Source organism: Labrenzia sp. THAF82 (assembly GCF_009363435.1).
In the GTDB taxonomy this organism is placed as follows: Bacteria; Pseudomonadota; Alphaproteobacteria; order Rhizobiales; family Stappiaceae; genus Roseibium; species Roseibium porphyridii.
In genome coordinates, this window is record NZ_CP045354.1 from 1,843,556 (window position 1) to 1,869,281 (window position 25,726).

A 25,726-nucleotide genomic window follows, 5' to 3' on the forward strand; every position below is an offset into this window, starting at 1 on the left:
CGTCAGACCGAAGGGTAGCAAAAGCTGTCCGTTGAACAGTCGCCACCTTCAAGGCGGATCTGGTGGGCCCTCAAGCCCTTCGGGAAATCTATGTAGAAATCCTTGTCGAGCTCCAATCCGCCGTTTTCGCCGACACGCGCCATAACCATCTGGCCGCCTTCGGTTCCAGGATAGAACTGATCGTCCCAGGTCGAATAAAGCGAGTTGGTCCAGTAGACGCGTTTTCCGTCGCGGCTGATTTCCACCATTTGTGGGCCATAGGCGAAATCCTTGCCGTTGGGATGCTTGGCGCTCCTGGCAATGCCGCCCAATTCAACCTTGCCCGTCAGAACAGGGTTCATCGGGTCGGAGACATCATATTGATGCATTTCTCCCAGCCCCCAGCACGCAACATAAAGGTATTTGTCGTCGAGGCTGAGGTCGATATCGGTCACGAGCGGCGGAACGGCTTCGAAACCCTGCAACAGTGGTGGCAAGTTCTCAGCTTTTTCCGGACGTGGATCGATGGTGATGGTTTTCTTGGATTTCCATTTCCCGTCTTCGTCGCGCCACCAGGTAAAGATTGAACCCTGCAAATTGGTGGTGTCGACGACGACACCACAGAACCCATATGACTTGGTGGGGTCGTGAGCCGGGCGGATCTCCAGCGCCATCTGATGGTTCTCGCCAAAATCCATCGTCTGGATATTCTTGCGCTTGCGCAGATCCCAGAAATGGATCGAATGTCCATATTTGTTGGACAGTAGATCTTCCGGGACGACACCGTTTTCGAACTGCGGTGGCAAACCCCACTCAGAACTGACCATGTAGTCCTGAGGAAGGTTCCACCAGAAATCATAGTGTTTGTCCTGCTTGCCCCGATCCATCTCGTATTGACCGATGATGTCGAAGGTTTCGCAGTCCATGATGAAGATACCCGGAGGGCCGTCCGTACCGTCTTCACCGCGGCCGCCAAGGCAGCTGACATAGATCCCCTCGGGACCGCAATGAATTGTATGGGGACGAGAATATCCGGTCTTGGCGAATACCTCTTCGGGCTCGATTGTCTTGTGGATCTTCGCCTTCAAAGGTTCCTTGACGTCTATCACATAGATGCGCGATGAACGGATGCCTGGAACAATGAGATAGCGCCGTTCGAGGAACGCGTGACCTGAAAGCGGCGACAGAGCCGACGAACATGCGTTCCAGCCAAAGTGATGGAACTCATCGCCCTTGTTGGGCACGATCACCTGATGAACGATCTGCCCGTAGCTGTCGGACTTCGGGTTGAGGTCAACAACGGCTATGCCGTCGGATTGCGATCCGTCGGGACTGAGCATTACCGTAAATGCATAATTTTCGACCGGTGCCTGCATCGCAAGCTTTGGCGATGCATGGAATGTAGGATCTGGCCTAAGGTTCATTTTTTCCTCCCATTTTGGTAGCAATGCCGCCATTCCGGACACGCAGTTCCAGCCCGCAATCGGGCTAAAAATCAGTTTTTGGCTAGATCTCCGCAACGTTGCAGAGCTGAATGGCTCCACTGATTTTTTCCGATAGACCGGTCAGTTTCTGGCCGATCTCAAGTCGATATTCCTTTCCAAATCTGCGAATGGGACCCACCGCACCAACACTGAACGTTGCGCCGATATTCCCGATCGAAACCGGTGCAGCAACGCTTGCGATGCCCAGGTCGATTTCCTGATCACAATCGGCAAATCCCCGTTTTGAAATCTCCTCAAATTCCGCCCGGAGTTCAGCTTTCGTGATCTTGGTGTGCTCGGTGTACTGCTTCATGCTGCGGGACAGGATTTCTTCCTGAAAGTCTGGTTCGGCGAATGCAGCAATCGCCTTGGAACAGGAGCAGGCATGCATCGGACGAACGCCGAGGCCTGGATGAATAAAGGCGCGTGCCGGATCGTCCGGGGTTTCCACATGGATGATTTCCACCTTGCCGCTGCGAAAGCGTGCCAGGAAAACCGTTTCGTTGAATTTGGTGGCTGCGGCTTTCAATAGCGGAGCCGCGCATCGCCGGACATCGACATCCGATTTGCCCAGCAATGCGATGCGGATCAGGCGTTCACCAACGACGTATTGTCCGTCGTCGGAAGGTTGATCCAGGAGTTTTCGGTCGAGCAGGGTCTGTATCAGCCTGTAGCAGGTCGGTTTGGGCAGTTCGGTCGCCTTCTGCACTTCAAGCGTTGAAACCGGACGCCCTGCGACAGCAATGATCTCCAGGAGGTTGATCAGACGTTCTAGGTGCATATTGACGGGTCTTTCTCAAATTGTAAGACTGCCTATCAAATCATGAGACAAAAATTTCTCAATGCAAGCTAAATATCGGGAGGCAGAAATGCGAACACGTGCAGCCGTGGCTCTTGAAGCAGGCAAACCACTGGAGATTATGGAGGTTAACCTCGAAGGCCCAAGAGCCGGCGAGGTGCTGGTCGAGATCAAGGCCACTGGTTTGTGTCACACCGATGAGTTCACCCGTTCAGGCGATGATCCGGAAGGCATTTTTCCGGCAATCCTGGGACATGAAGGGGCAGGGGTCGTCATCGAGGTTGGTGATGGGGTGACCAGTCTTGAACCGGGAGACCACGTGATCCCGCTTTACACGCCCGAATGCCGGGAGTGCGAATACTGCCTCAACCCAAAGACCAATCTCTGCCAATCGATCAGAAGCACACAAGGCCAGGGATTGCTGCCCGACGGTTCGACCCGCTTTTCCAAGCTCGATGGGACACCCATTCACCACTATATGGGTTGCTCAACCTTTGCCAATCATACGGTTGTTCCGGAAATCGCGCTTGCCAAGGTTCGCAAGGACGCTCCGTTCGACAAGATCTGTTACATCGGCTGCGGCGTGACGACGGGGATTGGCGCAGTGATCAACACGGCCAAAGTGGAGATCGGCTCTCGCGCGATTGTGTTTGGACTGGGCGGTATCGGCCTCAATGTCATTCAGGGCCTTCGCATGGCCGGTGCCGACCAGATCGTCGGTGTCGATCTCAACGACGGTAAAGCCACGATGGCGAAACGCTTCGGCATGACAGACTTTGTGAACCCGTCAAAGGTCGAGGGGGATATTGTTGCGCATCTGGTGGAACTGACCAGGGGTGGCGCGGACTACACGTTCGACGCGACCGGCAATGTGAAGGTGATGCGCGCTGCTCTGGAGGCGGCTCACAAGGGGTGGGGTGAAAGCATCATCATCGGTGTTGCCCCTGCCGGCGCAGAAATCTCGACGCGCCCCTTCCAACTCGTGACCGGGCGGGTTTGGCGCGGGACAGCGTTTGGGGGTGCTTCGGGCCGGACAGACGTGCCGAAAATTGTCGATTGGTACATGGACGGCAAGATCGAAATCGATCCGATGATCACGCACAAACTGCCACTGGAAGAAATCAATCATGGGTTCGACCTGATGCACGAAGGATAATCAATTCGCGCGGTTGTCGAGTTCTAGTCAGCAAGCCGCCAGGCGCAAACTCAACGCCTTGGCAGGCTTTTGTCCAAGCCGCGTAAGCCGCAAAAATTGCGGACGCGGCCGGTGACTGGGTCGCATTTGGGTTTTACCCGGTTACAATGAACGGCGGAACACCCGGCAACAGTCGAGTTGAGGTGTTGTTTTTCGTTGCCTTCACTTGAGAATGCTAACCGTCGGAACAGCTATTTTGACAGAGCCGCCGCCGCGGTGTCGTGGTACTCGTGAAGTTCGACGACGCAGCCGTCCTTCACCGTCCAGAACAAGGCCAGCTCGGTCTCTCGCGAAACTCCGGTATGGCGACTGGTGATTGTGAGACTGATCTGTGTTGCAGCGCGTTCGCCTGAGACGATGATATCTGTCAGGCGATAGTCGTCGATACTCCAGTCTGACTGAATCCGGCCAATCGCTTCCCAGAAAGCTGCCTTGCCCCCGCAATCTGCACAGTAAGGTGCAGTTTCCGCATTGGCATGGATGCGATAGTGAATGTCGTCATGCAACAGCGCGGATATGGCCTCGACATCCGCGCGGTTATACGACTGAATGGCGTTGCGAACGACCTCTTCGGTTGTCATGAGCGCTTCCCTCCGAACGATTAAACGACCATCAGCCAGACTTTCGGCAATCGCCGCCGCGCGATTGCGCCGTCTTTTATAGTTGGTTGTAGGGGACCATATTGCGCGCCTTCGTCAGACGAAGCAAGGTTTTCAACCTCACGTTTAGTGAGGGTAGGTGGCGGCCGCGACGGTCTCGCTCGAAAAGGTCCGGATATCCACTCGCTTCTCGGACTATTGGTTGGCGTATTGAAACACTGCCATCAGTGACCCTTTGCCGATGACACCATCGATCGCGCCGGAATAGACGCCTGCTTCCCTCAATCGGTTTTGGACTTCTTTTCTGAAGCTTGCAGGGTAGGTTTTGTTCTTTTCAGGATCGACAAACCAGAATTCAGCCTCGATTTGTCCGCCTTCACGGATGGCCTTCATCGTCCAGTCGACGGCGGTCGCAGTTGTCTCGCTTTCAAATGTTCCGTCGAGATAGAACTCGGCGAGAGAACGCATTGCCAGCTGGTCTCCTTGCGCCGCAGCTTTCATTAGGAGGGACTGTGCGAACTCGGGATTTTTGTCGCCGCCCTGACCTGTTGCGAGCAAATCCGCCAGGTTGATCATCGCCAGTGTTTGATCGGCATTGGTGTCGGCAAGCGCGACTTGAAACCAATACCGGGCACGAAAGTGATCCTGGCGAACGCCTTCACCGTGCTTGTAGGCGGTGGCAACTGAAAAGGCCGCACTGGCGTTGCCGCCTTCCGCAGCTTGCCGAAACCACTCGAATGACACCGCGTCGTCGTATTCGACCTGACGATCTTCAAGATAGATATGCCCGAGCATTTCCATCGCGTGGGTATTGCCGAGAACAGCTGCCTTTTCCAAAAGGCGCATGGTTTCACCCGCGCGCCATTCAACCCCTTTGCCAAGGTCGTAGGCGACTGCAAGTTCAACCATGGCATCGGTATTGCCAAGTTCGGCGGACTGCCGGAATTGCTTGGCGGCCGCCGTCTCGTTGCCAGAACGATCAAGCGCACGACCGTAAATCAGTTTGAGGATATCTGAATTTGGAAACTGTGCGACAGCGTCGGAACACGCATTTACCGTTATCGACGGTTCGCCGTCATATCCATCTTCTTCGCGCTGCAAACAGTTCTGGACATGCCTTGCTTGGGAGTTCCGTGCTTCCCTGTTTTCGCGCTCTGAAAGTTCAATTTTGCTTTCCGGGGCGGCTTTGATGAGCGCCAATGCTTGTTTGGTGAATTCACCATTGGGATAGCGCTTCAGATATACCCTTATCAGGTCTGGATCATCGGCGTCTTTGACGGCATCCCAAAGCGCGGTTTCTTTGGCGGCAGATGTAAGCGCCCGATTTCCCTGATAATTGAAGGAAAAGTCGCCTGTCAGCGACGAGTTGCTCCAGGGAACCTGCGCGTTCTGAGTTGCATCCATCACGCGCTTTCTCACGCGTCTCATCATCCGCGCGACATCTAGGTTCGGCGTCGAAATATGATGCAAAAGCGCTTCTGAAAAAGGGCTGTTCAAACCCGCACCATCTCTCGCAACGCTTCCCGGCTCCGTTGAAAAGGCAACCAGTGTGTCAGAGCCGGCTTCCAGTGGAGCCAAGCCCAGGTCAGTTTCAACAATCTGAGCGTCTACGGAGCGGTTTGCGCCGGGCATGAACCGGTTGTCTCGGCATGCATCAACCAACACAATCTTTGTTTTGGTCCGCTGGTCCATTTCCTTCAGGACCAAATTCAAGGCAACGAGTTCAGAGTCTATCGCATTGGCTGTCTCGAGCTCCACATCCGTTGGTAGAAGGTAATTCTGTCCGGAAATCTGCATTCCATGCCCGGCATAAAAGAACAGGCCAACGTCCGACCCCTTGAGCGCGTTAGAGAAGCGTTTGAGCGTCAACAGGAAGTCCTGATGAGTGAGATCCTGCCCATAAATCACTTCAAATCCGAGTTCGCTCAGGACAGCGCCGATATTCGTGGCATCCCGGACAGGGTTGGGCAGCTTGCCGACCGATGAATAATTCGAATTCCCGACTACCAGTGCAACGCGTTGTGCCGAGTTTGCTTGCGAAATCAAAAATACGCAGAGCAAAGAAGAAAGGATGACGGTTTTAAGAAAAACAAAAACGGAATGCATTGATGCTGCTCAGCCGACATGAAATTTAGCAGGTTGGCACCTTATCACAGCATGCTTTTCCGGGCATCAAGCGGGTGTCGACAGTCATTCTCGACAGTGGAGAGTTTGCCTTCGTCGACTGGAACGTGGTTGGTCGCTTCGGATAGGCCGGTGCCGATACCTCCCCAACTATCTGGCTTTTTGGCCTGACATTGAGACGATACGTTCAGTCGACTTCATATTTGGCAATGAAGTCGCGGTCCGGTTCCACGCCGAGGCCTGGGCGATCAGGGATCGTCACAAATCCACCATTCTTATAGACCTCTTCCTGGATATGCAGGGGCTCGACGAGCAACGCATCCCGGAACTTGTTGTCGGTTGTGTCGAACTCGAGCATCGGTTCCCATGGGTTCAGACCTCCCGGGAGTGGCGGCATTGCGGCCAGGAGCTGGAGATTGACGGCGACGGCGATGGCCGAACCCCAGACATGGTTTATGACTGGTGTGAAATGGGAGTGGCAAAGGGTTAGAACGCGCAGATATTCGCTGACACCACCCATCGCGCACACTTCCGGCTGAGCAATGTCCAATCCCCGGTTTTCCAGGATCTGGCGCCAGCCCCATCGATTGAATTCAGCTTCACCACCAGAGATGTTGACCTTCAATCCGGCTCGCAGTTCCCTGTAGCCGTCGAGGTCCTCGGGTGCGACAGGCTCCTCGAACCAGTAGGCCCCCAAGTCATCCAGGGCTCTGCCGACATAAAACGCGTCGGACGTCGTGTAGCAGTGGTTGGCATCGACCATGAATTTGCCGCGACCATCGACCCCTTTGGCAACGGCCTCGCAAAGCCGAACGTCTTCTTTCGGACCCAGGCCGGATTTCATCTTTGCCGCGACAAATCCCTTGTCCATGATCTCAGCTGCTTCGGCCCTGAAACGTGCCACGTGCTCATCGACGCTCTCCCGCTTGAGCATCATGCCATAGCCATAGACCTGGACCTGCCTTCGATGAGCCCCCCCGATCAGTTTGTGCAATGGAAGTCCTGCCACTTTGCCGGCGATATCCCAAAGGGCGATGTCAACGCCGGAGAGCGCTTGAAGGGGCATGCCCTTCTGGCCGTGATCCCGCAAAAGATTATAGACCTTGTGCCAGATGACATCCCGATCCAGCGCATCGTCGCCGAGGATCATCGGTTGAATGACCTTTTCAACGATCCCCTTGTTTGCAAGGGCGACATTGCCCGGTCCGAAGCACTCGCCCCAACCGGTAATGCCGGCATCCGTTTCCACTTCAACGAGGTGAGCGCTACGTTTGGCATAAAACTGTTGGGAGTAACCGAGTTCTTCCGGCAAATCGTATTGCAGAACGTGACTGGTGACGCGGGTGATTTTCATGCCGCACCTCTCTCAAGCGCGCGGGTGACGCGTTTCAAGACGAGGTAGTCATTCAGCGCCAAAGCTGAGCAGTCATGGCCGATGCCCGATTGGCCGATACCGCCATGCGGCAGGTCGATGTCGTATTTCACACCATTGATCTGGATTTCGCCGTAGCGCAAACCAGCGGCATACCGTTCCGCCTTTGCCAGATCTCGCGTGAAGATATAGGCCGTCAGACCACCATCGTCGCAGTCGTTTGCGTTTTCCAAGAGGTCGTCTTCGCCTTGAAACGGGATCAGACTTACGATCGGTCCGAAAGTCTCCTGTCGATAGACATCCATGGTTTCGCGCACATTTGCCAGCACAGTTGGGGCCAGGAAATGGCCTCGGTTCAGCCCTGCCGGCCGGTCACCACCGGCAAGAAGGTCCGCTCCGTCCAACACCGCATCGTCGATGAGTTTCTTGATCCGTTTCCAGGCCCTCGCGTTGACGAGAGGGCCTGTTGTGATATCGGCATTCCGGTCCCAACCTGTTGTGGCCTTTTGAGCCCGTTCAACAACCTTTGCCGTGAATTCTTCAAGTATGGGCGCTTCGACAAACACCCTGTTTGGAGAAACGCATATCTGTCCGGCATTGCTGAATTTGACTCCGCAAACGATGTCCGCTGCCGTTTCCAGGTCCGCATCGGCGAACACAAGGACAGGTGCATTTCCGCCAAGTTCCATGGAATACCGTTTGATCGTCGTTGCGCCGGTTCGCATGATGTGGCGCCCGGTTGCGGTCGAGCCGATCAACGTTATGACAGCCGGGATTGGCGATGCTGACAAGGTATCGGCGGCTTCATAGCTGTCAGTTGCCAGGATTTGCACCACCCCGTCCGGAAGCCCAATTTTGGCGCAAAGTTCACCAACTGCATATGCGGATATCGGTGTGTCGTTTGAGGGGCGGATGATGATTGGGCATCCGGCCGCCATCGCCGGGCCGATCTTGAAAGCAAGATTGAGCAGCGGAAAGTTCCAGGCAAGAAACGCGACTGCAACGCCGGCAGCTTCGTGAACCATCGTGTGCGTGTGAGTGCCTGTACGATCCGCAAGGCCGTAGTCGTGAAAACGGGCAATTTCCTCGGCATAGAACTGGAGAGAGTTCTTGAGGCTCTCGAAGTCTTCCTCGGTGCTCGCCCATGGCTTTCCAAGCTCATGGTGGATGCAGGTTCTCAGATAGTCCTCATGCCGTATGACTTCATCGCGCAGCTTTGTCATCCATTGCTGGCGTTCGAAGATGGATGTCCTTGACCATGAAGGAAAAGCGTTTCGAGCGTGTTCGAGGGCGCACCGCACATCTTCACAGCCCGCGGCGGCCACGATGGTGACCGTCTCTTCCGTCGCAGGATTGGCGACTTCAATACTGCCCTGACCATCAACCAGAGCACCACCCAGATACATTTTGCTCGGGAAATTCATTTGCAGCCTCAATCGAAAAGCGTTGCGATGTTGGTTTTGATCCGGTCGCCGATATAAAGCGCCAAAGCCTGGATCGTTGAGGTTGGATTGACCGCGCCAGCGGTCACGAAGATGGACCCGTCGACAATGAAGAGGTTCTTCACATCGTGGCTTCGGCCCCACGCGTTGACGACCGATCTACCCGGATCGTCTCCCATGCGGCACGTGCCCATCTGATGCCAGCCAGCGCGCCACCAAACGCTGTCATCACCCTTGGCCAGGATCTGTTTCGCTCCGGCGGCCAGGAGAAGTTCTTTTGCTTTCGCCTCGCCGTGGCGAAGCATTTTGCGTGTGTTGTCACCAAGCGTGTAGGTGATCTTCGGCGCGGGTATGCCGTCGCTGTCGGTCAGTTCCGGATCAAGGCTGACACAATTTGCTTCTTCGGGAAGATCTTCGGAAACAACAGTCAAACCCGCCAGATAGGGATAGACATTGTCCATGATCTCCCTGTGTTCAGCACCCCAGGGGATCGGGTTGTCGATCCCATAGCCTCCAAGCGCGAATGTCATCGGGGTCGTTGAGCGGCCTGAGTGCAATCCATAACCACGAACGAAATCGCGTTCTGGATCCGTTTCGTAGAACTCCTGCGAGAGGATCGAACAGGCCATCGGACCTTCGTGCCCACGCATGGGTTCATCGAAGACACCGGCTACGCCTGTCAGTGGATGAAACATCAGGTTCTTGCCAACCAGGCCGGACCTGTTGGCCACTCCTTCAGGAAAGAGTTTCGACTTTGAATTCAACAGTAGTCGCGGCGTTCCAACACCATTGCAGGCGACGACGACCAACTCCGCTTTCTGCTCATGCAGCTTGCCTTCCGCATCGTGATAAAGAACTCCCGTTGCAAAGCCGGTCTCCTGATCGATTACGATCTCGCGGACACGGGAATTGGTTCTGAGTTCGACGCCTGCATTTTCCAGTATCGGCCAATAAGTGAAGTTGGTGCCGCCTTTGGCCCCTGCAGCGCAGCCCAGATCGCACGTTCCGGCATTCACGCATTTTTGCCGGCCGTCCCTGTCCTTGCTCAGGATGGCGACGTCCGAAGGCCACCAGTGCCAGCCCAGTTTGTTGAAACCTTTCGCGAGGGTCTGACCGAGATGTCCGATCGGTATCGGTGGGAGTGGCGGGGAATAGTCTGGATATCCCGGATTGCCACCCAGCCCCGAGACGCCCGTGTTCTCATCGTTCAAATTGTAAAACGGCTCGAGAGTGGCGTAGTCCACCGGCCAATCTTCCGCGACGCCGTCCAAAGTTCGTGTTCTGAAGTCCGATGGTTTCATCCTCGGCCAGTGGCCTAGAAAATTGATGGTCGATCCACCGACGCCATTCCAGTTCACAGGTGTGATGCAGCTGTCATCTGAATTTATCGGATAGTCCTGCTTCAGTTTCCTGACATTCGGATCGCATGAAAATGCGCCATAGCGGGCAAGCTCATAGTCTTCCCTACGGCTCGGAAAATCCTTGTCCTGCAAATGATCACCTTGTTCCAGGCAAAGGATGCGCATCCTGGTTTCCAGAAGGGACCAGGCGATTGCAGCGCCCGAGGCTCCGGCACCGATTATCAGGACGTCGACAGGTTCGTTGGTCATCTTGCCTTTCCAGAGCCTCAAGCCAGCCGGTAGGCGGTGCCGCGGGCACGTACCGGGGTTGTCAATTCATCTATCAGAGCGTCGCTTTCCGGTTCCACGGGATATCCATCCGGGTGCACCGGGTGAGCGCCGACACCAAGCATCGGGCGAATATCCGCCCGGCTGTAATAGGCGGTGTATGTGAGGCGAACGAGTTCGGTGAAGTCGGCCGGGTAGGCTGCTTCAACCTCCTTGAGAACATCGACCCGCAGGTTCGATGAAAGGTTTTGGAAGTCGGGCGATTTCAGTGAGATTGCCTCCAGGAGCCGGATCACTGCTCCTGGAGACCGGTTTGAATAGGCAGTTGCCGTGAGGACACCATCGGCAACTGCCTTCACACCGGCAGACGGCATGCGCCGTGCACCGCCGGCCGGAATGATTTCGTCGAGAACTTTCAGGAGGAGCGTCTGAGTTTCTGCGGTCGACATTGGCACCTCCTATCGCTGTCCGTTGCCTGCCGGGCGTGACAGCGCGTCAATCGCCACGGCAAGAAGAAGAATGGCGCCCGAGAACATCAATTTGTCTGCTGCACTCGCTCCAGATAGGTCCAGACCATTGCCCAAAGACCCGATAACAAGTGCTCCAAGGATTGCGTTCCAGACAGAACCGCGACCGCCAAACAGAGACGTGCCGCCGATGACTGCCGCACCAATGCTTTCCAGCAAAAGGGAACCGCCGGCGAAAGCGGTATAGGATACGGACCCGTAGCGGGATGCTCCGAATATGCCGCCGATTGCAGCCAGAAGGCCAACAATCCCGAAGGCTGCTACACGGATGCGCTTGACATTCATGCCAACGCGCCGCGCGCTTTCGGCATTGCCACCGACAGCGAAGATCGATCTGCCGAAGGGTGTCGAGGTCGTGACCCAGCCGACGATTGCGGTGACACCTGTCAGCAGAACGATCAGGAGTGGAACCGATCGATAGGCGTTCATCGTCAGGACTGCTGCAAAGACAATAATCGCAAAGAACGCGACCTGCCCCCAAAGCGTGGTGGCGGTGTCGAGTTCAAGGCCTCGAAGTTTGCGCTCTGCCTGACGGCGCAAAGCCAGCGCGGCGATTGCAACGACAAGGAGGGTTGCGAGTAGGAGGCCCCAAATATCTGGTACCAGGATGCGCGCGATGGCCCGAACGAAAGGGTCGCCTATGTTGAGGTTTCCCGTCGGCAGGATTTTCTGCATCAAACCCTGGTAGCCAAGCAAACCGGCTAGCGTGACAACAAAGGAGGGTATGCCAACATATGCGATCAGTAACCCTTGTGCTGCCCCCATAACGATGCCAACGGCCATGACAATCAGGCAAGCTGCCCAACCCGGGATACCAGCGAGCACGAGGACGCCAAGAAGGGCGGCACAAACACCCGCCGTGGCTGCTGCGGAGAGGTCGATCTCTCCCAAAAGCAGAACAACGGTTATTCCGACGGCCAGTGTCGCGATCACCGCTGACTGCATGAACAGATTGTATATGTTGCGCGGTGAGAGAAAGATGAAACGGATACTGGTTGCATCCTGATCACCCCAGAATTCCCATATGGGGAGTGCTATCCCGAAATAGAGCCAGATTGCTGCCAAGGCGAGAAGCACTGGCACGAACGAACCGAGGCGCGTCTCGCGCAGCCGTCGCAGCCGTTCAACCGGCGAAAATGAAGAGTTAGGCTGCATTATTCGCCCCGTTGTCCAATCCGGCAGTCATGGCAACGACAATTTCGTCGGCTGTGGTCTCGGGTGTTTTCCAGGTTGCGACATTGGCTCCGTGGCGCAGAACGCAGATCCGGTCGGAAACTTCGAAAATGTCGCGCATATTGTGAGAGATGTAGACAACGGCATGGTCGGTGTCGCGCAGCCGTTTGACGACATCCAGAACCTGCCGGGTCTGTGCAACACCCAGAGCCGCAGTCGGTTCGTCCAGCATCACGACACTGCACTCCGCGCCGACGGCCCTGGCAATGGCAATCGCCTGGCGTTGTCCGCCCGAAAGGCCACCGACTTTGGCACGCACGGATTTGAGCGTTCGTACCTGAAGCCGGTCTATGGCGGCTTGGGCGCGAACTTCCATCTCAAGATCATCGAGGGGGCGCAAGATGCGCGGTAGAAACTGCCAGCCGGATTTCACCGGTTCAGCTCCAAGCGAGAGATTGGCCGCGACATCAAGGTTCTCGCAAAGGGCCAGATCCTGATAAACAATCTGAATGCCAAGTGCGCCGGCATCATGAGGATTGCTGATCACGACCGGCTTTTCGTCGATGAAGAAATCACCTTCGTCTGACGTGAGCGCCCCGGCCAGAATTTTCATGAGCGTCGACTTGCCGGCGCCATTGTCGCCGACAAGTGCCATGACCTCACCGCGCGCAACCTCGAAGTCGACGCCCTTGAGTGCGTGAACACCACCAAAGCGTTTTTCGATGCCCGCAACGCGCAAGTGCGGTGGCGGGGCCGTCGGCCCCACCTGCTTGTTGTTTTCCAAAGACATGGATTGCCCGGTTACTTGCAGAAATCGGTTGCTGCGGCTTCGCCCTGGCAGACCATTTCCTTTGTGATCGATGGGTCGTTTTCGATGACGTAGGCAACACCCTCAGCACCAATGGCGGAATAGGAGCCAACTGGAACATAGGCGACTTCGGCCCCTACGCCATTCTTGACCTTTTGCGGAGCCAGATCGGCAAAGTCCTCACCCTTGATGAGCCTCACAGTCACCTTGGCCGCTGCGTTTGCCATATCGGCAAGCGGACGCCAGCCACATTGTGTCTGCTTGCCGAGAAGCATCAGCTGTTGGGCCTGAACCGTGCAATCCAGCCCGGAAACCGGCATCGTTCCGGCCATGCCCTGTTCTTCCAGTGCCGCAATGGCAGCGCCGGCGTTACCATCATTTGACGAGACAACACCCTGAACATTGTTGTTGAGCTGGGTCAGGGCCTGATCCATGGAGCGCCTGGCAATTGCCGGGTCCCAACCCTGTGTCCAATTTTCATACCCCATGATGCGCTTGCCACTGTCAAACAGGGGGGTAAGAGCGCGCAATTGTCCATTGTGAATGACCGCAGCATTCGGATCCGTCGGAGAGCCCTTGAGCAGAACCAGGGTGTCGCCGTCCTTGGTGTTTTCAATGACGTGACTGGCCTGATCGAAACCCATTCCCTCCAAGTCCGCCTGCACCCAGAAAGAGGTGTTCGCCGAATTGATCATTCGGTCATAGGCGATTGTTGGCACGTCTTCTTCCGCAGCCATATCCGCGATGACCGCGGAGCTTTCACCGTCAATGGGAATGACGACAAGCACTTTTGCCCCTTGCGTGAGCGCTTGTTCGGCCTGGCGTTGTTGTACGGACGTGTCGTTGTTGGCGTTGAAGACTTCCACCCGAACGTCCGGGGCGATTTCCTTCATTGTCGATACGAAAGCTGCCGCATCCTGCTGTTCCCAGCGTGGATTTACATTCTCTGGCAACAGCAAGGCAACCATGTCCTCCGCGGCGGCTGCCCCGGCTCCCAAAAGTGTGGCCAATGCCGTGCCTGTTATCAATAAGCCTTTCATAGTGCTTGGAAACATCCTATCCTCCTCGTCGATGTTTCAGCGCTTTCAGCGCCGGATCTTCTGGTGGAATTCCTTCGATTAAGCGATCGATCCGGCGGGACGAGTAAGGTTCCAAACAAGCTCGAACCGCCGGCCACTAGCCTGACCACCAACAGGCGTGAAGTTCTGCAACTGCCCCTCCAGGCAGGCGAGTGTTTCCTATTTTCCGCTGGCCCCTGACATGATGTGAGCAAGGCGCTCGCGAGTGTCCTCCAGATGTTCTTTCATGGCAGCTTCTGCCGCCGCAGCGTCTTGCGCTTCGATTGCGGCGAGCACTTTTTGATGAAGGGGAACGGAACGCTTGTTGTCCCTTGGGTCGGCATTAGTCAGTCGGATTGAGCTTAAAAGCGCAGAAAAGATCACACCTTCCATTGCCATCAGGACTTCATTGTTTGCCGCACGAAGCACAGCACGGTGAAACAGGGCGTCCGCCACCACGTAATCCTGGATCTCCGAAGCGCTTTCCATCTTTTGTTGCGCAGCACGGATTTCATCGATTTGAGCCTTGGTCGCTGATTTTGCCGCCCAGGCCGCCGCACTCGGTTCGAAAACCTGACGCACATCGAGCAGCTGATTTAAGAAGCTGGGTCTTGGCTCAACGCTGAGATGCCACGCCAGGACATCATCATCCAAAAGGTTCCAGCTGGCGCGCCGCCGGACGCGTGTGCCGCTGCCGCGCTTAACCTCCAGAAGCCCCTTTGCAACCAAAAGTTTGACCGCTTCGCGAACCACAGACTTTGAAACGCCAAACCGCTCGCAAAGCTTGTTCTCGTCGTCGATCAGGTCGCCCTCACGAACGACACCTCCGACGATGCGCCTGCCTAATTCGCGGCAAACCTGCGTCGAAAGCGACGGAACAACACCAGCGGTGTCTTTGAGATCATAGTAGAGCAATTCAGACATGAGATGATATTAAACATCTGATGTTTTGATTGTCCAGATGTTTTTGTGCATGATCGTGAGAATCATGCGGGACTTGCAAACAACTCTGCAATTTGTGCCATGACCTTGAAGGCGAAGAGGGAGCCGGGTGACCAAGTCGATTGTTGCCGATCCCAAGCCAAACTGTGCGTGCCAGATGCAAAGGTCATCAAAATCAGTGTTGGCCGAATAAGGTGCCAAAATCGGGTCGCGGTTCATTGATGTTTGCGAGCCGCAGCATGTGCCATGCCAGTGCCTGATTGCTGCTGATGATCGGCACGCTGATCGCGTGTTCAATTTTCTTGAGTATATTCAATGTTCTGAGGTTTGTGCATGAAACGACGATTGCATCGCAAGGAGCTTTCGCGGCGATCCGCTTGGCTGCGTGAATGATCGACTGCTCACTGATCCGCGCAACGACCCTGTCATTGCCTTCCTCAAAGGATCCGAATCCCGCAATTTCAAAACCGGCATCAATCAGTTTCAAACGCATGCGCTCAGATACGTCCGGCACATAGGGTGTTATGAAACCGAGCCTTTCTGCACCGAGCTCTCGTCCTGCGGCAATAACAGCGGCTAAAGGGTCAGAAACCAGGGCGTTGGGATAGACCGTTTGAATGGCACGGGCAACGTTCTGCGAGCCGATCACCGTTGAGGCCGAAGTGCATCCATACCCGATCACATCGAAATCAAGCGATTGCGGCAAGAGGCCTGCCGAATACGGCAGATCTCTCTCCATTTTGGCAAGCGTGTCGGCACGAACGTCGGACACCATTGGAATGCGGCTGTGATAAAGCGCGACACCGTCGAGTGCCATGAGCCTGGAAAATTCTGGCTCCAGCGTTTCGTCGGTCGCAAGAACGATCACGCCCATCGTTGCCCGCGTTCCGATCCCTGCATCCGTGTCGAATTCCAGTTTCATAAGGTCACCTCAGATGACGGGAAGGTCGCGGGAGGCGCGTTCGGAAAGCAACTGCGCACCATCTTCGCGAATGACGATGTTTTCCTCATGAACCATGATCCGGGCATCGCCATAACTCAGCGAGGGCTCCAGCGTCAGGACCATGTTCTCCACGATGGGCGTGTGATCAAAGGGAGCGTGCGAAGGCCATTCGGTGAGTTGCATACCCAGTCCGTGACCCAATCGGCCAACATCACCACCCCTGTCGTCCAGCTCCGCGATAACGCTCCGCATGACCTGATAAAGCTGATGACAAGTGATGCCGGCACGGGCGGCATTGATCCCCGCTTCGGTCGCGCGCCACAGCACGTCATAAGCTTTCTGGGCAGCCTCGTCGGCGGGCCCGACGGCAAAATTGCGATCGAAATCGCAGTAGTATCCATCCCAGACAGCGCCCGTGTCCAACATCAGGACGTCACCACGAGCCAAGGGGCGGCGAGAGGGGGGTGAAATCACATCATGGTACCCACCTTGGTCCGCACCACCGACAAGATACGGAACATCGTCGGCTCCTTGCGCGAGGCCTTCTCGGCGAAATGCGCGAAACAAGTCTTCAAACGGTTGCCCCTCGTGTGCCAGCTCAGGAACCTTCGCAAATGTCCGTGAGCCAATGGCACAAATGTGTGCCAGTTTTTCGATTTCCCGTTCGGACTTGATCATGCGCAAAGACCTAACAAGGCCAGTCGCGTCAGCAATTGAAAGGTTCGGGAGACCTTGTAACAGCCTTTCATAGTCGCCCAGTGGCATACGAAGTCCGGTTTCGTGGCCTTTCATCACGCCAAGCGTTTTTCGTTCTCTCGCAAGCGGTGTGAGCAGCTCCGTCAAAAGGCTCATACCGTCGTCTTCAGGGCAGGGCGCGCTCCAGGTGCGGATGTCGTCCAGCCAGGTGCTGTGCATCAGCTGCGCACCGATTTCTGGAATGATAGCAATCGGTTTGCCAGTTGAAGGTAGATAGAGAAACCACGGACGGGTCGGGCTTTGCCAAAACAAAGTCTGAAAACCACTGAAGTATCGAATTTCGGGCTCACTGGTGAAAAGGATCCCATCGATAGCAGCTGCAGCCATACGAAATTGGGCCCGGTGCGTCCGCGCCTCAAATTCTGTTTCGGGAAATCCACGGGAAGGCACTTCGGTCATTGACTGTCCTTTCGCCGCGGCAACCGATCGCGCACCAGCTGCACCCAGAACTCCGCGCCGATTGGCAACAAGGCATCGTTGAAATCATAATCGGAAGCGTGCAGTGGCTGACCGTTTGCACCCGTCTCGCCGTTTCCCAGCAACAGGAAGCAACCGGGAACAGCCGCGCAAAAATGCGCAAAATCTTCGGAAAAACTCATCGGCTGCCGGTCTTCAATAACCTCGCATCCGGCCGCTCGTCCCGCGCGGTAGACTGCTTCCGTCGGTACGGATGCGTTGATCGTCTCGATGAATTCCGTCTCACAATTCACCGTCACCTTTACGCCGTGAGCCGCAGCCACACCGTCGGCGATCTGACGCATGAATTGTTCCACTGCAACCCGGTCCTCCGGCGATCTGGCTCTGTAGTCCCCTTTCAGGACAGCCTGGCCAGGCAGGACATTACGTTGTCCATCCGTCACAAATTCGGTGACGGAAACGACTGTTCCTGCTCCTGGCGGAAGCTTTCGGGAGACAATGCTCTGCAAGGCAAGGACAAGCTCTGCAGCGACCGTGATTGCATCAACGCCGGTGTGCGGCATGGAGGCATGCCCGCCTTTGCCAGTCACAGTGATCTCAAAGAGTGTTTCGCTGTTGCAGATAATGCCTGCCCGGGTGGACACCTGGCCGGTCGGTGTCCCTGGCAAATTGTGGATCGCATAAATCTCATCAATCGGGAATTGCTTTAACACGCCTTCATCGATCATTGCCTTAGCGCCAAGCCCGAGTTCTTCGTTGGGTTGGAACAAGAACACGACAGTGCCTTCGAAATCAGGTTCTTTGACTAGCCGTTCCGCTGCACCCAAAAGCATGGTCATATGACCGTCATGACCACAGGCATGCATGACGCCGGGCGTTTTGGAACGATGGCCGTGGGATGACGTTTCTCCAATCGGCAGTGCGTCCATATCCGCACGCAATGCGATGGCCCGGTTGCCGCGGCCACTGCGCAGAACACCAATGACCCCTGAGCCTTCATGCACGTCAAGACCGAGTGCTCGCAGTTCGCGGGCAATTTCAAGTTTGGTTCGCTTTTCCTGAAATCCGAGTTCAGGATTGCGGTGAAAGTCACGCCGTCGTGCGGTCAGACGTTGGTCAAACGTTTGCATGAAAATGCCTCCCGTATCCTCATCTCTAACTACAATGTCTCAAGGGCTGGATGGCGTCGTTTTTTGGTAGTCGGGCGACGAAAAACATTGAAAAATCGGGAAAAGGCGATCAATTTCAGACGATGGATGACAAGGATTTGGAAATACTGCGGCTCGTGCAACAGGACGCGAGATTGACGGCTGAAACGATCAGTCAGGACGTCGGGCTGTCTCCCGCAGCTGCGCAAAAGCGTTTGAAACGGCTCCGCGAAAGCGGTGTGATCGAAAGAGATGTTTCAGTTCTCTCGCCGTCGATGCTGGGGCGGGACATGACAATTATTGTCGATGTCATTCTTGAGAGGGAAAGCCGGCGCCACTTGGATGAATTCAAGCGAAAGATGAAGAATGCCCAGTGTGTACAACAATGCTACTACACGACTGGCGAAGCCGACTTCACCTTGATCCTGACGGTTCGGGACATCAAGGAATACGAGCAGTTCACACAGGACCATTTCTTTGACGAGTCCAATATCAGCCGCTTCAAGACCTCGGTTGTAATGGACAGGGTCAAGGTATCTCTCGACGTGCTTTAGGCAGCGATCTGGCTATATCGGCAAGGTCAACCCGACTTTGGTGCGCTCCATGGTAACGGACGTACGAAACCGTCTTACATTTGAGTTTTCAAAAAATAGCCGGTGTGTCAGTTCTTCAAAATCCTGCATGTCGCGCGCTGTGCAGATCAGGATAAAGTCTGCTTCTCCGGTCACGTAATAGCATTGCTGCACTTGTGGCTCGGAACGGGCAAGCTTGCGGAACATATCGAGCTGCTGAAGGCTTTCGCGCTCCAGTTCCACCATCACAATAAGCGTCATGTTGCAGTCGAGCTTCGATGCATCGAGAATGGCAACTTCCTGCTGAATGACCCCGCTATCCTTTAGCCGCTTCTGCCTCCGTTGCACTGACGGGACGGACAATCCGCATTCTTCAGCCAGGACTTCCAGCCCAATCCGACGGTCCCGCTGCATCAATCTCAGGATTGTTCGGTCCGCATCGTCCAAATTGTCAAGCATGATGCAAATTCTCTGGTTTGAATGTCTGAACGGTAAATTTCGTCGAGCTTAAGCCAGATAATGAAAAAATCAAATAATCCGAAAATGCTACATCATGGAGCATGAAACACACAGACATTCTCGACTTTTCTCCTGATTTCAAACAGGCGGTTGCTTTCTTCAAAGCACAGAAAAACTACGCCGTCTCACCAATGCGACGACTGCAAGGGCCCGGCGGCTTTTCCTTTCTGGCCAAAGATGAAACCTCTCGAATGGGCCTGGGCGCCTTCAAGGCGCTCGGCGCTCCTTACGCCGTCGCCCGCCTCGTCGGTGAAGCCTGGTTTGCAAAGACCGGCGAGATCCTGACACCGCCACGCTTCCTGGATGCTGATGTGCGTTCTATGGCCAACACGCAGACCTTTGTTTGCGCAAGTGCAGGCAATCATGGGCTGGGCGTTGCCGCAGGCGCACAATGGGTGAGTGCCAAGTCGCGTATTCATCTGGCAAGAACCGTTCCGGCAAGTTTTGCTGAGAGACTTTGTGCGCTGGGCGCGGAGGTTGTGTGGTCCGGCGACGTTTATGACGAGAGCGTCGCAGCAGCGATTGACGATGCGGCGCAAACCGGTGCAACGCTGCTGGCTGACGGCACCTGGCCCGGATACACCGAGATCCCGAAATGGGTGATGGAAGGTTACTGCGTCATCGCAGAAGAATTACGGGCTTCGTTCGAAGCATCGGGCGATTGGCCGAGCCATGTCTATCTCCAGGCCGGTGTCGGAGGCCTCGCAGCTGCGATGTCTCACATGATCCGCTTGAACTGGACAGTCCAGCCGGAGCTGATCGTTGTTGAGCCTGAGGCTGCGGCTTGTCTGAAGGCGAGCCATGACGCAGGTCGGCCTGCTCGATCCGACGGGCCGGATTCCAACATGGGGCGTCTGGACTGCAAAGAACCCTCAATCGTTGCGTGGCGCGTTCTTGAGCGCTGCAACGTGATCTACCAGACACTTTCCGAAACAGATGGATCAGCAGCGGCCGCGGCCATGACAAGGCTTGGCATAGCGACCACACCTTCAGGCGCAGCAGGGTTTGGCGCCTTGTGCACACAGCTCCCCGACATAACAACCGGCAAGGATTTTTTACCCCTTGTCATAATCTCAGAGGGGCCCGCGTGAGCGGGTCGTGAAAGGAAGCAACATGCAGAAACTATTCACGAAATTCGTCATTCCAGCAATGCTGGCCATAGGCCTGGCGACCGGTGCCGGCGCTGAGACATGGAAGTTTGCCTCAGAAGAGGACAAAAACGATGTGCAGGACATTTTTGCAAAGAAATTTGCCGAGACGATCAAGGAAGAGTCGGGCGGCGATATTAAGGTCAGGATCTTCTATTACGGCCAATTGGGTACCGAAAACGACATCGTTGAACTGACTGCCAAAGGTGTCGTTCAATTTGTTTCAGTCGGCACCGGTCACCTGGGGTCCTACGTGCCAGAAGTGCAGGCACTCAGTGTTCCGTATGTCCTCGGAAGCGATGTGGATGTTGTCCGTAAGGTTCTGACGGGCAGTGAAACAATCTACAACGACCTCAGCGACAGGTTCGAAAAGGTCAATCTGAAACTGCTGACCATGATTTCCGAAGGCGAAATGGCCTGGGGAGCCAACAAGGAAATTCGCAGCCCCGCGGATTTTGAAGGGCATAAAATCCGAACCTTCACGTCAACAATTCCAGTGGAAACCTATAAAGCTTTCGGGGCAACGCCAACGCCGCTTTCCTGGGGGGAGGTCTATGGTGCTCTTCAGCTGAAGACCGTCGATGGCATGGTCAACCCGATCTACTTTATCTACAACGCCAAGTGGCATGAGGTCCAAGACTACCTGATGTTCCCGGGGCAGCAGCCCTATGTCGGTACGGTCTCTACCAACAGCGAATGGTTCAACGGCCTGAGTGCTGAGAAGCAGGCCATGGTTCACAAGGCGATAGAAGCTGCGGAGCAGGCTGCTCACGACTATCAGCTCCAAATCAACAAGGAAAACATGGACAAAATCCTGGCGGAGCGTCCAGACCTTAATGTTGTTGTGCTGAGTGAAGAAGAGCGCGCGATCTTCAAGGAGCTCAGCACGGGCCTGCATGAAACTTACTACGCAGTCGTGGAAAACGCTTACGGCGAAGAGGAAAAGTCAGAGGCTCGAGACCGCGCCCAGAGAATTCTTGAAAACCTGATTCAAGAGGTAAAGGACGCCTCATAGGCCCACAAAGACGCGCGAAAGGTGCGGGATGTATTCCCGTGCCTTTTGCGTTTTACGCGCGAGGAGGGCGCGGCTGAGCCGATGAACGGCCGGCAGACGGGAGTTGAAAATGAAAACGCTTCTCTTAACTGCAAACAGAGGGATTGAGTTTGCCGAAAAGGCAATCATCATCATTGCGGTATTGCTGATGATGGTGAACTCAACAGCCAATGCAATCGGTCGATATGCATTTGGGCAGAGCCTGTTTTTCGCTGAAGAATTGAACCAGTTTTTGATTGTGGGCGTCACGTTCGTGGGCTTCGCCTATGCGGTCCGAAGAGGACGGAACATCCGTATGACCGCCGTCTATGATGCGCTTTCACCGCGTTCCAAGAAGGTCCTGCTGACGTTGATCTCACTGACGACAGGGCTTTTGCTGATGTTTCTGACCTACAAATCGGTCCTCTATGTTCAGGAAGTCAAGGAAATCAATCGGCTATCGCCAGCTCTGCAATTTCCGGTCTATTTGATTTACGCAGTCATTCCCGTCGGTCTTGCGATGGCCAGTCTCCAGTACCTGATCGCGTTTCTGATGAATGTCACGCAAAGGGGAACCTATCTGTCACTGGATGTTCAGGACGGTGAAGCGGAAGATATCGGTGTCTGAGATGGGCGATGTTATGAGCTTCCTCAACGATATAGTCGCAGGCGAACTGGACATCTTTGTCATCACCTTCACCCTGGTCGTGACGATGATTGTGCTGTTGTTTCTCAGTTTCCCGATGGTTGTGCCTTTGGCCGTTGCGGCAATGGTCGGGTTGGTCCACTTTTCTCAAATTGACACCGGCGTCATCATCCAGCAGATCGTGACCGGTATTTCGCCGAATGCTTTGATTGCCGTGCCGATGTTCATATTGGCAGCCGATATCATGGCGCGGGGTCATACGGCCAACAATCTATTGGGACTGATTGAAGCCTTTTTTGGTCATCGAAGGGGTGGTCTGCCAATCACTGCCTGCCTCAGCTGCACGCTTTTCGGGTCGGTATCTGGCTCTACGCAAGCCACGGTGGTTTCCGTTGGTCAGATCATGCGCCCGAAGCTGTTGAAGGCAGGATACAAGGACAGTTTCGTCATGGCATTGATCATCAATGCCAGCGACATTGCCTTTCTCATTCCACCAAGTATCGGTCTCATTCTCTACGGCACTCTTGCCAACACCAGTGTCGGTGAGCTGTTCATCGCGGGGATTGGTCCTGGTGTCGTTCTGGCGGTTCTATTTTCGGGCTATTGTTACGTTTACAGCCTAGTTCAAGGCGAAACGATTGCTCTCGTGGAGCGCAAAACCGCTGCCGAGCGGCTTGCCGCGATCAAGAAAGCGCTGCTACCTCTGGGGTTTCCCGCCCTTATCGTGGGCGGTATTTATTCAGGAGCAGTGACGCCGACTGAAGCCGCCTCCTTTTCAGTTCTTTATGCGCTGATTGTTGAATGCGTGATCTACCGCGAGCTGAAGCTGAACGACGTCTTGAACGCGGCGCTCAGCACAGGTCTGATTACGGCTGTTGTGTTCATTCTGGTCGGTGTTGGGCAGGCGTTTTCCTGGTATATCTCCTTTGAGCAAATACCTCAGGGCCTGCTTGAACCGCTCAACCTGGAAGGGGCATCGGACAAATATATTCTTGCAGTAATCGCGCTGAGCTTCTTCGTTGGCTGCATGTTTGTCGATTCACTGGTGGTGTTGGTTATATTGACACCCATCTTCGTGCCGATTGTCGATGCGTCGGGACTTGATCCGGTTCTTGTCGGTGTGATGGTTACGTTGCAAATGGCTATCGGGTCCGCAACTCCACCATTCGGATGTGACATTTTCACTGCGATCGCGATCTTCAACCGGCCCTACATGGAGGTGATCAAAGGAACGTTTCCGTTCTTCGTGATCCTCTTCGTGATGTCAGCCTTGCTAATCTTCTTCCCGGGCATTGCGTTGATGCTCAGGGATCTGGCGTCGCTTTAGTCCAGGTCGCTGCAAAAAACAATTGCTCTGGTTAGTATGGTGCCTTCCGGGTCGAAACAGTAATTTCGGAGATTTGTGTGACCACAAGTGCGGTCTGAAATTGTTTGTCCTTAGTGCCATATGATGGGTGCACTGCTTGATGATTGGTGGAGGATAGACTTAGGTCGCCAACATGGAACAATACTCAAGTACGCTCTATCTCCAAAAATGTCAGACGTTAAGTTTGCCACCCTTGCTGGAGTACTAAGAACTCTCCGGGTCGATCATAAGCTCCCACATACGGCGAGCATTATTAAGGGCATTGGCTGCGAGTTTTGGAGCGTTGCTTTTGTCGGTTTGTTGAAAATAGGCGCTGACTAAAATGTTATTGGCCAGTTTGAAATAGAACTTGCAGTAGGACTTTGCCTTCTCGGTGCATTGTAACGAAGCTGTTTCATGATCTTGCAGGTCGACTTGTTTTTTGAACGCAATCTCGTCGACACCACTTGTAATCCACAAATCGCTGGGCCAGTTCTCGCGATATTCGAACTTCATTTGACCGTCCGGAATAACGTCGCACCAGGCTTTGCTGAGATCGTCGGTTCTACGTTCACACCAGCCTCGAGGATTGCTGGTCTCCGAACATTCGGCGCTAGTAAGCTTTTCGCAGTCAGCGGAGTGTCGCCGGGGTCTGATTTCGAGTTGTTGAAGTCTCATTGGTGGCTCAAGCAGAGCCGAGCTTCTAAGTTTAAGTGCGGATTTTTGGTTGAAACGAGTGGTGCAGTTCCTTTCAAGGCCGCTGCGCTCATGGATACATGTATGAAAGATGGAAAATCTTGGGTGGGCGGGCAGAATTATTTTTTTGTTGTTGAAAGTTGCTATCAGTGTTTTGTCTTGAAAGAGCAACAACCTTTCCTGGATTTGTTGCTGAGTTTGAAGTCGTGTGAATTCTAGAAATGTCAGTAAAACAATTGGCGAAAGGAACGCGAATAGGAAGACGGTTGAAAAGAGTACGCGATGTTGGCCTAGCCAAGTCAGCGCCGTCGCCAAGAGCCTCCCAAAACCAAACGCGAAAAGCGGTGCAGCGAATAGAATTGCGAGAAACAGATAGGCTGAACCAATGAAGCTATGTGCGTCACTCGCAGCCATCGTGCCAAGGAATAAAAAAACGGTAGAGATCAGCAGAGACCGGACGCCAGAAATCTTCTGTCCCTTTACTGTATGGCGGTTGCGAAAAAGCGTAATTGTGAAGGTTAGGAGATAGATGGCGACGATGACATAAAGCGGAAAGAGCATGTTTCCCAACCAACCTGGCTTATTGCGAGTGCTAGCAAAATGAATGCGTCTTTTATGATTGTCGATTTTATGAAGGTTCGAAATCTAAGTGGCGAAAGGACGGTTTCGGCTTCACATACTTGAAGCGCATATAGTCAATCCGATCCGATACTTTGTCCGCATCGGCTTATTGCGTGTCGGTCATTAAGTCCGGTGGCTGAATGCCGTTTCCCATAAATGAATGACATCATCCTTACGGTAAACACCGCTTCAGATACCGCTCAATAATGGATGCCGTATTCGGGAACGGGGTCAAGGTCGATATCGGCAAGGAGCGACCCTTCGACTATTGCCTGTACGCTGATGTTTGAGCCCATGATTGGATAGAATTTTGAGCGCGCATTGGGAGTCTCTGTTTCATTGGTCTGCGCATCATTTGTTGTCGCATCAAAACCTGTCGTGAGCATTGTTCCTGTCCCCCAAAAAGATGTTTCCGTATCGAAAAGAAACTGGGAAATCACCATAGGGGAGAGGTGCAAAAACCGGGCTAAACCTCTTGAGCAAATTCTCATCACCTTGTGAGTAGTTTGTTTACAATTGTTCTTCGGGCTGTTTGGATCGTTTTGGCACTATGTCGCGCGACTGAAAGGCGGCTAGCGCGGCACAGTCGTGCAAAGAACCTCCCTAATGAGTTGGTGCAAAATGGGCGTTCGGGTTCTAGTCGAATTGGGCTGTCCGAGCTTGCAATTTCAACGGATGTTCAGGCTGACCACTTGGAACGTGTGTTAGACAATCTGGTCAACGAAGACCTAATCGCGCGAGATCGGGACGGA

At 54.5% G+C, this 25,726-nt stretch carries 24 protein-coding genes; 6 read left to right on the forward strand and 18 right to left on the reverse strand.

What is annotated here, in order from left to right; genetic code table 11:
• Nucleotides 1-2: 2 nt before the first annotated feature.
• Nucleotides 3-1,403, reverse strand: coding sequence for a selenium-binding protein SBP56-related protein (locus FIV00_RS08690; protein WP_152500375.1), 1,401 nt, complete (start codon nt 1,401-1,403; stop codon nt 3-5).
• Nucleotides 1,404-1,485: 82 nt separating this feature from the next.
• Nucleotides 1,486-2,244 carry an IclR family transcriptional regulator gene (locus FIV00_RS08695; RefSeq protein ID WP_152500376.1) on the reverse strand — a complete coding sequence of 253 codons (759 nt, stop codon included), beginning with the start codon at nt 2,242-2,244 and terminating at the stop codon, nt 1,486-1,488.
• An 88-nt stretch (nt 2,245-2,332) separates the two neighbouring features.
• On the opposite strand from FIV00_RS08695, the gene FIV00_RS08700 reads away from it, so the two are divergent.
• Complete coding sequence (locus tag FIV00_RS08700; RefSeq protein WP_152500377.1) at nt 2,333-3,418, forward strand: S-(hydroxymethyl)glutathione dehydrogenase/class III alcohol dehydrogenase; 1,086 nt, start codon at nt 2,333-2,335, stop codon at nt 3,416-3,418.
• A gap of 230 nt (nt 3,419-3,648) precedes the next feature.
• Here FIV00_RS08700 and FIV00_RS08705 read toward each other — a convergent pair whose 3' ends face one another.
• From FIV00_RS08705 to FIV00_RS08765, 13 genes are all read right to left on the reverse strand, one after another.
• Entirely contained in the window at nt 3,649-4,038 is a 390-nt protein-coding gene (locus FIV00_RS08705; protein WP_152500378.1) for a nuclear transport factor 2 family protein, read from the reverse strand.
• 213 nt (nt 4,039-4,251) lie between these two features.
• On the reverse strand, nt 4,252-6,162 hold the full coding sequence (locus FIV00_RS08710; protein ID WP_152500379.1) for a caspase family protein: 1,911 nt from the start codon (nt 6,160-6,162) through the stop codon (nt 4,252-4,254).
• A 205-nt stretch (nt 6,163-6,367) separates the two neighbouring features.
• On the reverse strand, nt 6,368-7,534 hold the full coding sequence (locus FIV00_RS08715; RefSeq protein ID WP_152500380.1) for a mandelate racemase/muconate lactonizing enzyme family protein: 1,167 nt from the start codon (nt 7,532-7,534) through the stop codon (nt 6,368-6,370).
• Entirely contained in the window at nt 7,531-8,976 is a 1,446-nt protein-coding gene (locus FIV00_RS08720) for an NAD-dependent succinate-semialdehyde dehydrogenase (protein ID WP_152500381.1), read from the reverse strand. The genes FIV00_RS08715 and FIV00_RS08720 overlap by 4 nt, the downstream gene beginning before the upstream one ends.
• A gap of 8 nt (nt 8,977-8,984) precedes the next feature.
• Nucleotides 8,985-10,604, reverse strand: a complete 1,620-nt coding sequence (locus FIV00_RS08725) for a GMC family oxidoreductase (protein ID WP_152500382.1) — start codon at nt 10,602-10,604, stop codon at nt 8,985-8,987.
• Nucleotides 10,605-10,621: 17 nt separating this feature from the next.
• Nucleotides 10,622-11,071, reverse strand: a complete 450-nt coding sequence (locus FIV00_RS08730) for a hypothetical protein (RefSeq protein WP_152500383.1) — start codon at nt 11,069-11,071, stop codon at nt 10,622-10,624.
• A gap of 9 nt (nt 11,072-11,080) precedes the next feature.
• Nucleotides 11,081-12,304 (reverse strand): sugar ABC transporter permease, encoded by a 1,224-nt coding sequence (locus FIV00_RS08735; RefSeq protein WP_152500384.1) that lies wholly within the window; start codon nt 12,302-12,304, stop codon nt 11,081-11,083.
• On the reverse strand, nt 12,294-13,112 hold the full coding sequence (locus tag FIV00_RS08740; RefSeq protein ID WP_152500385.1) for an ATP-binding cassette domain-containing protein: 819 nt from the start codon (nt 13,110-13,112) through the stop codon (nt 12,294-12,296). The genes FIV00_RS08735 and FIV00_RS08740 overlap by 11 nt, the downstream gene beginning before the upstream one ends.
• 11 nt (nt 13,113-13,123) lie before the next feature.
• A complete protein-coding gene (locus FIV00_RS08745; RefSeq protein ID WP_152500386.1) occupies nt 13,124-14,185 on the reverse strand; it encodes a sugar ABC transporter substrate-binding protein in 1,062 nt (353 codons plus the stop codon).
• A 183-nt stretch (nt 14,186-14,368) separates the two neighbouring features.
• Nucleotides 14,369-15,112: a FadR/GntR family transcriptional regulator gene (locus FIV00_RS08750; RefSeq protein WP_152500387.1), complete on the reverse strand. Its 744-nt coding sequence runs from the start codon at nt 15,110-15,112 to the stop codon at nt 14,369-14,371.
• A gap of 193 nt (nt 15,113-15,305) precedes the next feature.
• On the reverse strand, nt 15,306-16,052 hold the full coding sequence (locus FIV00_RS08755) for an aspartate/glutamate racemase family protein (protein WP_152500388.1): 747 nt from the start codon (nt 16,050-16,052) through the stop codon (nt 15,306-15,308).
• 9 nt (nt 16,053-16,061) lie between these two features.
• On the reverse strand, nt 16,062-17,228 hold the full coding sequence (locus FIV00_RS08760; protein ID WP_152500389.1) for a Xaa-Pro peptidase family protein: 1,167 nt from the start codon (nt 17,226-17,228) through the stop codon (nt 16,062-16,064).
• Nucleotides 17,225-18,376 carry an amidohydrolase gene (locus FIV00_RS08765; RefSeq protein ID WP_152500390.1) on the reverse strand — a complete coding sequence of 384 codons (1,152 nt, stop codon included), beginning with the start codon at nt 18,374-18,376 and terminating at the stop codon, nt 17,225-17,227. The genes FIV00_RS08760 and FIV00_RS08765 overlap by 4 nt, the downstream gene beginning before the upstream one ends.
• Nucleotides 18,377-18,498: 122 nt before the next feature.
• Between FIV00_RS08765 and FIV00_RS08770 the strand changes: the two genes are divergently transcribed.
• Nucleotides 18,499-18,948: an Lrp/AsnC family transcriptional regulator gene (locus FIV00_RS08770; RefSeq protein ID WP_152500391.1), complete on the forward strand. Its 450-nt coding sequence runs from the start codon at nt 18,499-18,501 to the stop codon at nt 18,946-18,948.
• Between the two features lie 12 nt (nt 18,949-18,960).
• Here the strand turns inward: FIV00_RS08770 and FIV00_RS08775 are convergent, their stop codons facing one another.
• On the reverse strand, nt 18,961-19,425 hold the full coding sequence (locus tag FIV00_RS08775; protein ID WP_152500392.1) for an Lrp/AsnC family transcriptional regulator: 465 nt from the start codon (nt 19,423-19,425) through the stop codon (nt 18,961-18,963).
• Nucleotides 19,426-19,526: 101 nt separating this feature from the next.
• On the opposite strand from FIV00_RS08775, the gene FIV00_RS08780 reads away from it, so the two are divergent.
• The 4 genes from FIV00_RS08780 (at nt 19,527) to FIV00_RS08795 (ending at nt 23,639) form a co-directional block, all read left to right on the forward strand.
• Nucleotides 19,527-20,576 (forward strand): pyridoxal-phosphate dependent enzyme, encoded by a 1,050-nt coding sequence (locus FIV00_RS08780; RefSeq protein WP_152500393.1) that lies wholly within the window; start codon nt 19,527-19,529, stop codon nt 20,574-20,576.
• Nucleotides 20,577-20,598: 22 nt separating this feature from the next.
• Nucleotides 20,599-21,648, forward strand: a complete 1,050-nt coding sequence (dctP, locus tag FIV00_RS08785) for a TRAP transporter substrate-binding protein DctP (protein ID WP_152500394.1) — start codon at nt 20,599-20,601, stop codon at nt 21,646-21,648.
• 109 nt (nt 21,649-21,757) lie between these two features.
• The gene (locus tag FIV00_RS08790) at nt 21,758-22,294 is read left to right on the forward strand and encodes a TRAP transporter small permease (protein WP_152500395.1); all 537 of its coding nucleotides are present in this window, start codon (nt 21,758-21,760) and stop codon (nt 22,292-22,294) included.
• 1 nt (nt 22,295) lies between these two features.
• Entirely contained in the window at nt 22,296-23,639 is a 1,344-nt protein-coding gene (locus FIV00_RS08795; protein ID WP_152504178.1) for a TRAP transporter large permease, read from the forward strand.
• A 243-nt stretch (nt 23,640-23,882) separates the two neighbouring features.
• Here FIV00_RS08795 and FIV00_RS08800 read toward each other — a convergent pair whose 3' ends face one another.
• Together FIV00_RS08800 and FIV00_RS08805 are read right to left on the reverse strand one after the other, a co-directional pair.
• A complete protein-coding gene (locus FIV00_RS08800; RefSeq protein ID WP_152500396.1) occupies nt 23,883-24,914 on the reverse strand; it encodes a hypothetical protein in 1,032 nt (343 codons plus the stop codon).
• A 260-nt stretch (nt 24,915-25,174) separates the two neighbouring features.
• The gene (locus FIV00_RS08805; RefSeq protein WP_152500397.1) at nt 25,175-25,360 is read right to left on the reverse strand and encodes a hypothetical protein; all 186 of its coding nucleotides are present in this window, start codon (nt 25,358-25,360) and stop codon (nt 25,175-25,177) included.
• Nucleotides 25,361-25,726: the final 366 nt, after the last annotated feature.

Coding starts and splice junctions, on each gene's coding strand:
- FIV00_RS08710 (WP_152500379.1), bottom strand. CDS start 6,162: ATGCATTCCGTTTTTGTTTTTCTTAAAACCGTCATCCTTTCTTCTTTG.
- FIV00_RS08730 (WP_152500383.1), bottom strand. CDS start 11,071: ATGTCGACCGCAGAAACTCAGACGCTCCTCCTGAAAGTTCTCGACGAA.
- FIV00_RS08755 (WP_152500388.1), bottom strand. CDS start 16,052: ATGAAACTGGAATTCGACACGGATGCAGGGATCGGAACGCGGGCAACG.
- FIV00_RS08800 (WP_152500396.1), bottom strand. CDS start 24,914: ATGCTCTTTCCGCTTTATGTCATCGTCGCCATCTATCTCCTAACCTTC.
- FIV00_RS08720 (WP_152500381.1), bottom strand. CDS start 8,976: ATGAATTTCCCGAGCAAAATGTATCTGGGTGGTGCTCTGGTTGATGGT.
- FIV00_RS08700 (WP_152500377.1), top strand. CDS start 2,333: ATGCGAACACGTGCAGCCGTGGCTCTTGAAGCAGGCAAACCACTGGAG.
- FIV00_RS08745 (WP_152500386.1), bottom strand. CDS start 14,185: ATGTTTCCAAGCACTATGAAAGGCTTATTGATAACAGGCACGGCATTG.
- FIV00_RS08770 (WP_152500391.1), top strand. CDS start 18,499: ATGGATGACAAGGATTTGGAAATACTGCGGCTCGTGCAACAGGACGCG.
- dctP (WP_152500394.1), top strand. CDS start 20,599: ATGCAGAAACTATTCACGAAATTCGTCATTCCAGCAATGCTGGCCATA.
- FIV00_RS08715 (WP_152500380.1), bottom strand. CDS start 7,534: ATGAAAATCACCCGCGTCACCAGTCACGTTCTGCAATACGATTTGCCG.
- FIV00_RS08695 (WP_152500376.1), bottom strand. CDS start 2,244: ATGCACCTAGAACGTCTGATCAACCTCCTGGAGATCATTGCTGTCGCA.
- FIV00_RS08790 (WP_152500395.1), top strand. CDS start 21,758: ATGAAAACGCTTCTCTTAACTGCAAACAGAGGGATTGAGTTTGCCGAA.
- FIV00_RS08750 (WP_152500387.1), bottom strand. CDS start 15,112: ATGTCTGAATTGCTCTACTATGATCTCAAAGACACCGCTGGTGTTGTT.
- FIV00_RS08740 (WP_152500385.1), bottom strand. CDS start 13,112: ATGTCTTTGGAAAACAACAAGCAGGTGGGGCCGACGGCCCCGCCACCG.
- FIV00_RS08735 (WP_152500384.1), bottom strand. CDS start 12,304: ATGCAGCCTAACTCTTCATTTTCGCCGGTTGAACGGCTGCGACGGCTG.
- FIV00_RS08805 (WP_152500397.1), bottom strand. CDS start 25,360: ATGCTCACGACAGGTTTTGATGCGACAACAAATGATGCGCAGACCAAT.
- FIV00_RS08795 (WP_152504178.1), top strand. CDS start 22,296: ATGGGCGATGTTATGAGCTTCCTCAACGATATAGTCGCAGGCGAACTG.
- FIV00_RS08725 (WP_152500382.1), bottom strand. CDS start 10,604: ATGACCAACGAACCTGTCGACGTCCTGATAATCGGTGCCGGAGCCTCG.
- FIV00_RS08760 (WP_152500389.1), bottom strand. CDS start 17,228: ATGACCGAAGTGCCTTCCCGTGGATTTCCCGAAACAGAATTTGAGGCG.
- FIV00_RS08780 (WP_152500393.1), top strand. CDS start 19,527: ATGAAACACACAGACATTCTCGACTTTTCTCCTGATTTCAAACAGGCG.
- FIV00_RS08690 (WP_152500375.1), bottom strand. CDS start 1,403: ATGAACCTTAGGCCAGATCCTACATTCCATGCATCGCCAAAGCTTGCG.
- FIV00_RS08765 (WP_152500390.1), bottom strand. CDS start 18,376: ATGCAAACGTTTGACCAACGTCTGACCGCACGACGGCGTGACTTTCAC.
- FIV00_RS08705 (WP_152500378.1), bottom strand. CDS start 4,038: ATGACAACCGAAGAGGTCGTTCGCAACGCCATTCAGTCGTATAACCGC.
- FIV00_RS08775 (WP_152500392.1), bottom strand. CDS start 19,425: ATGCTTGACAATTTGGACGATGCGGACCGAACAATCCTGAGATTGATG.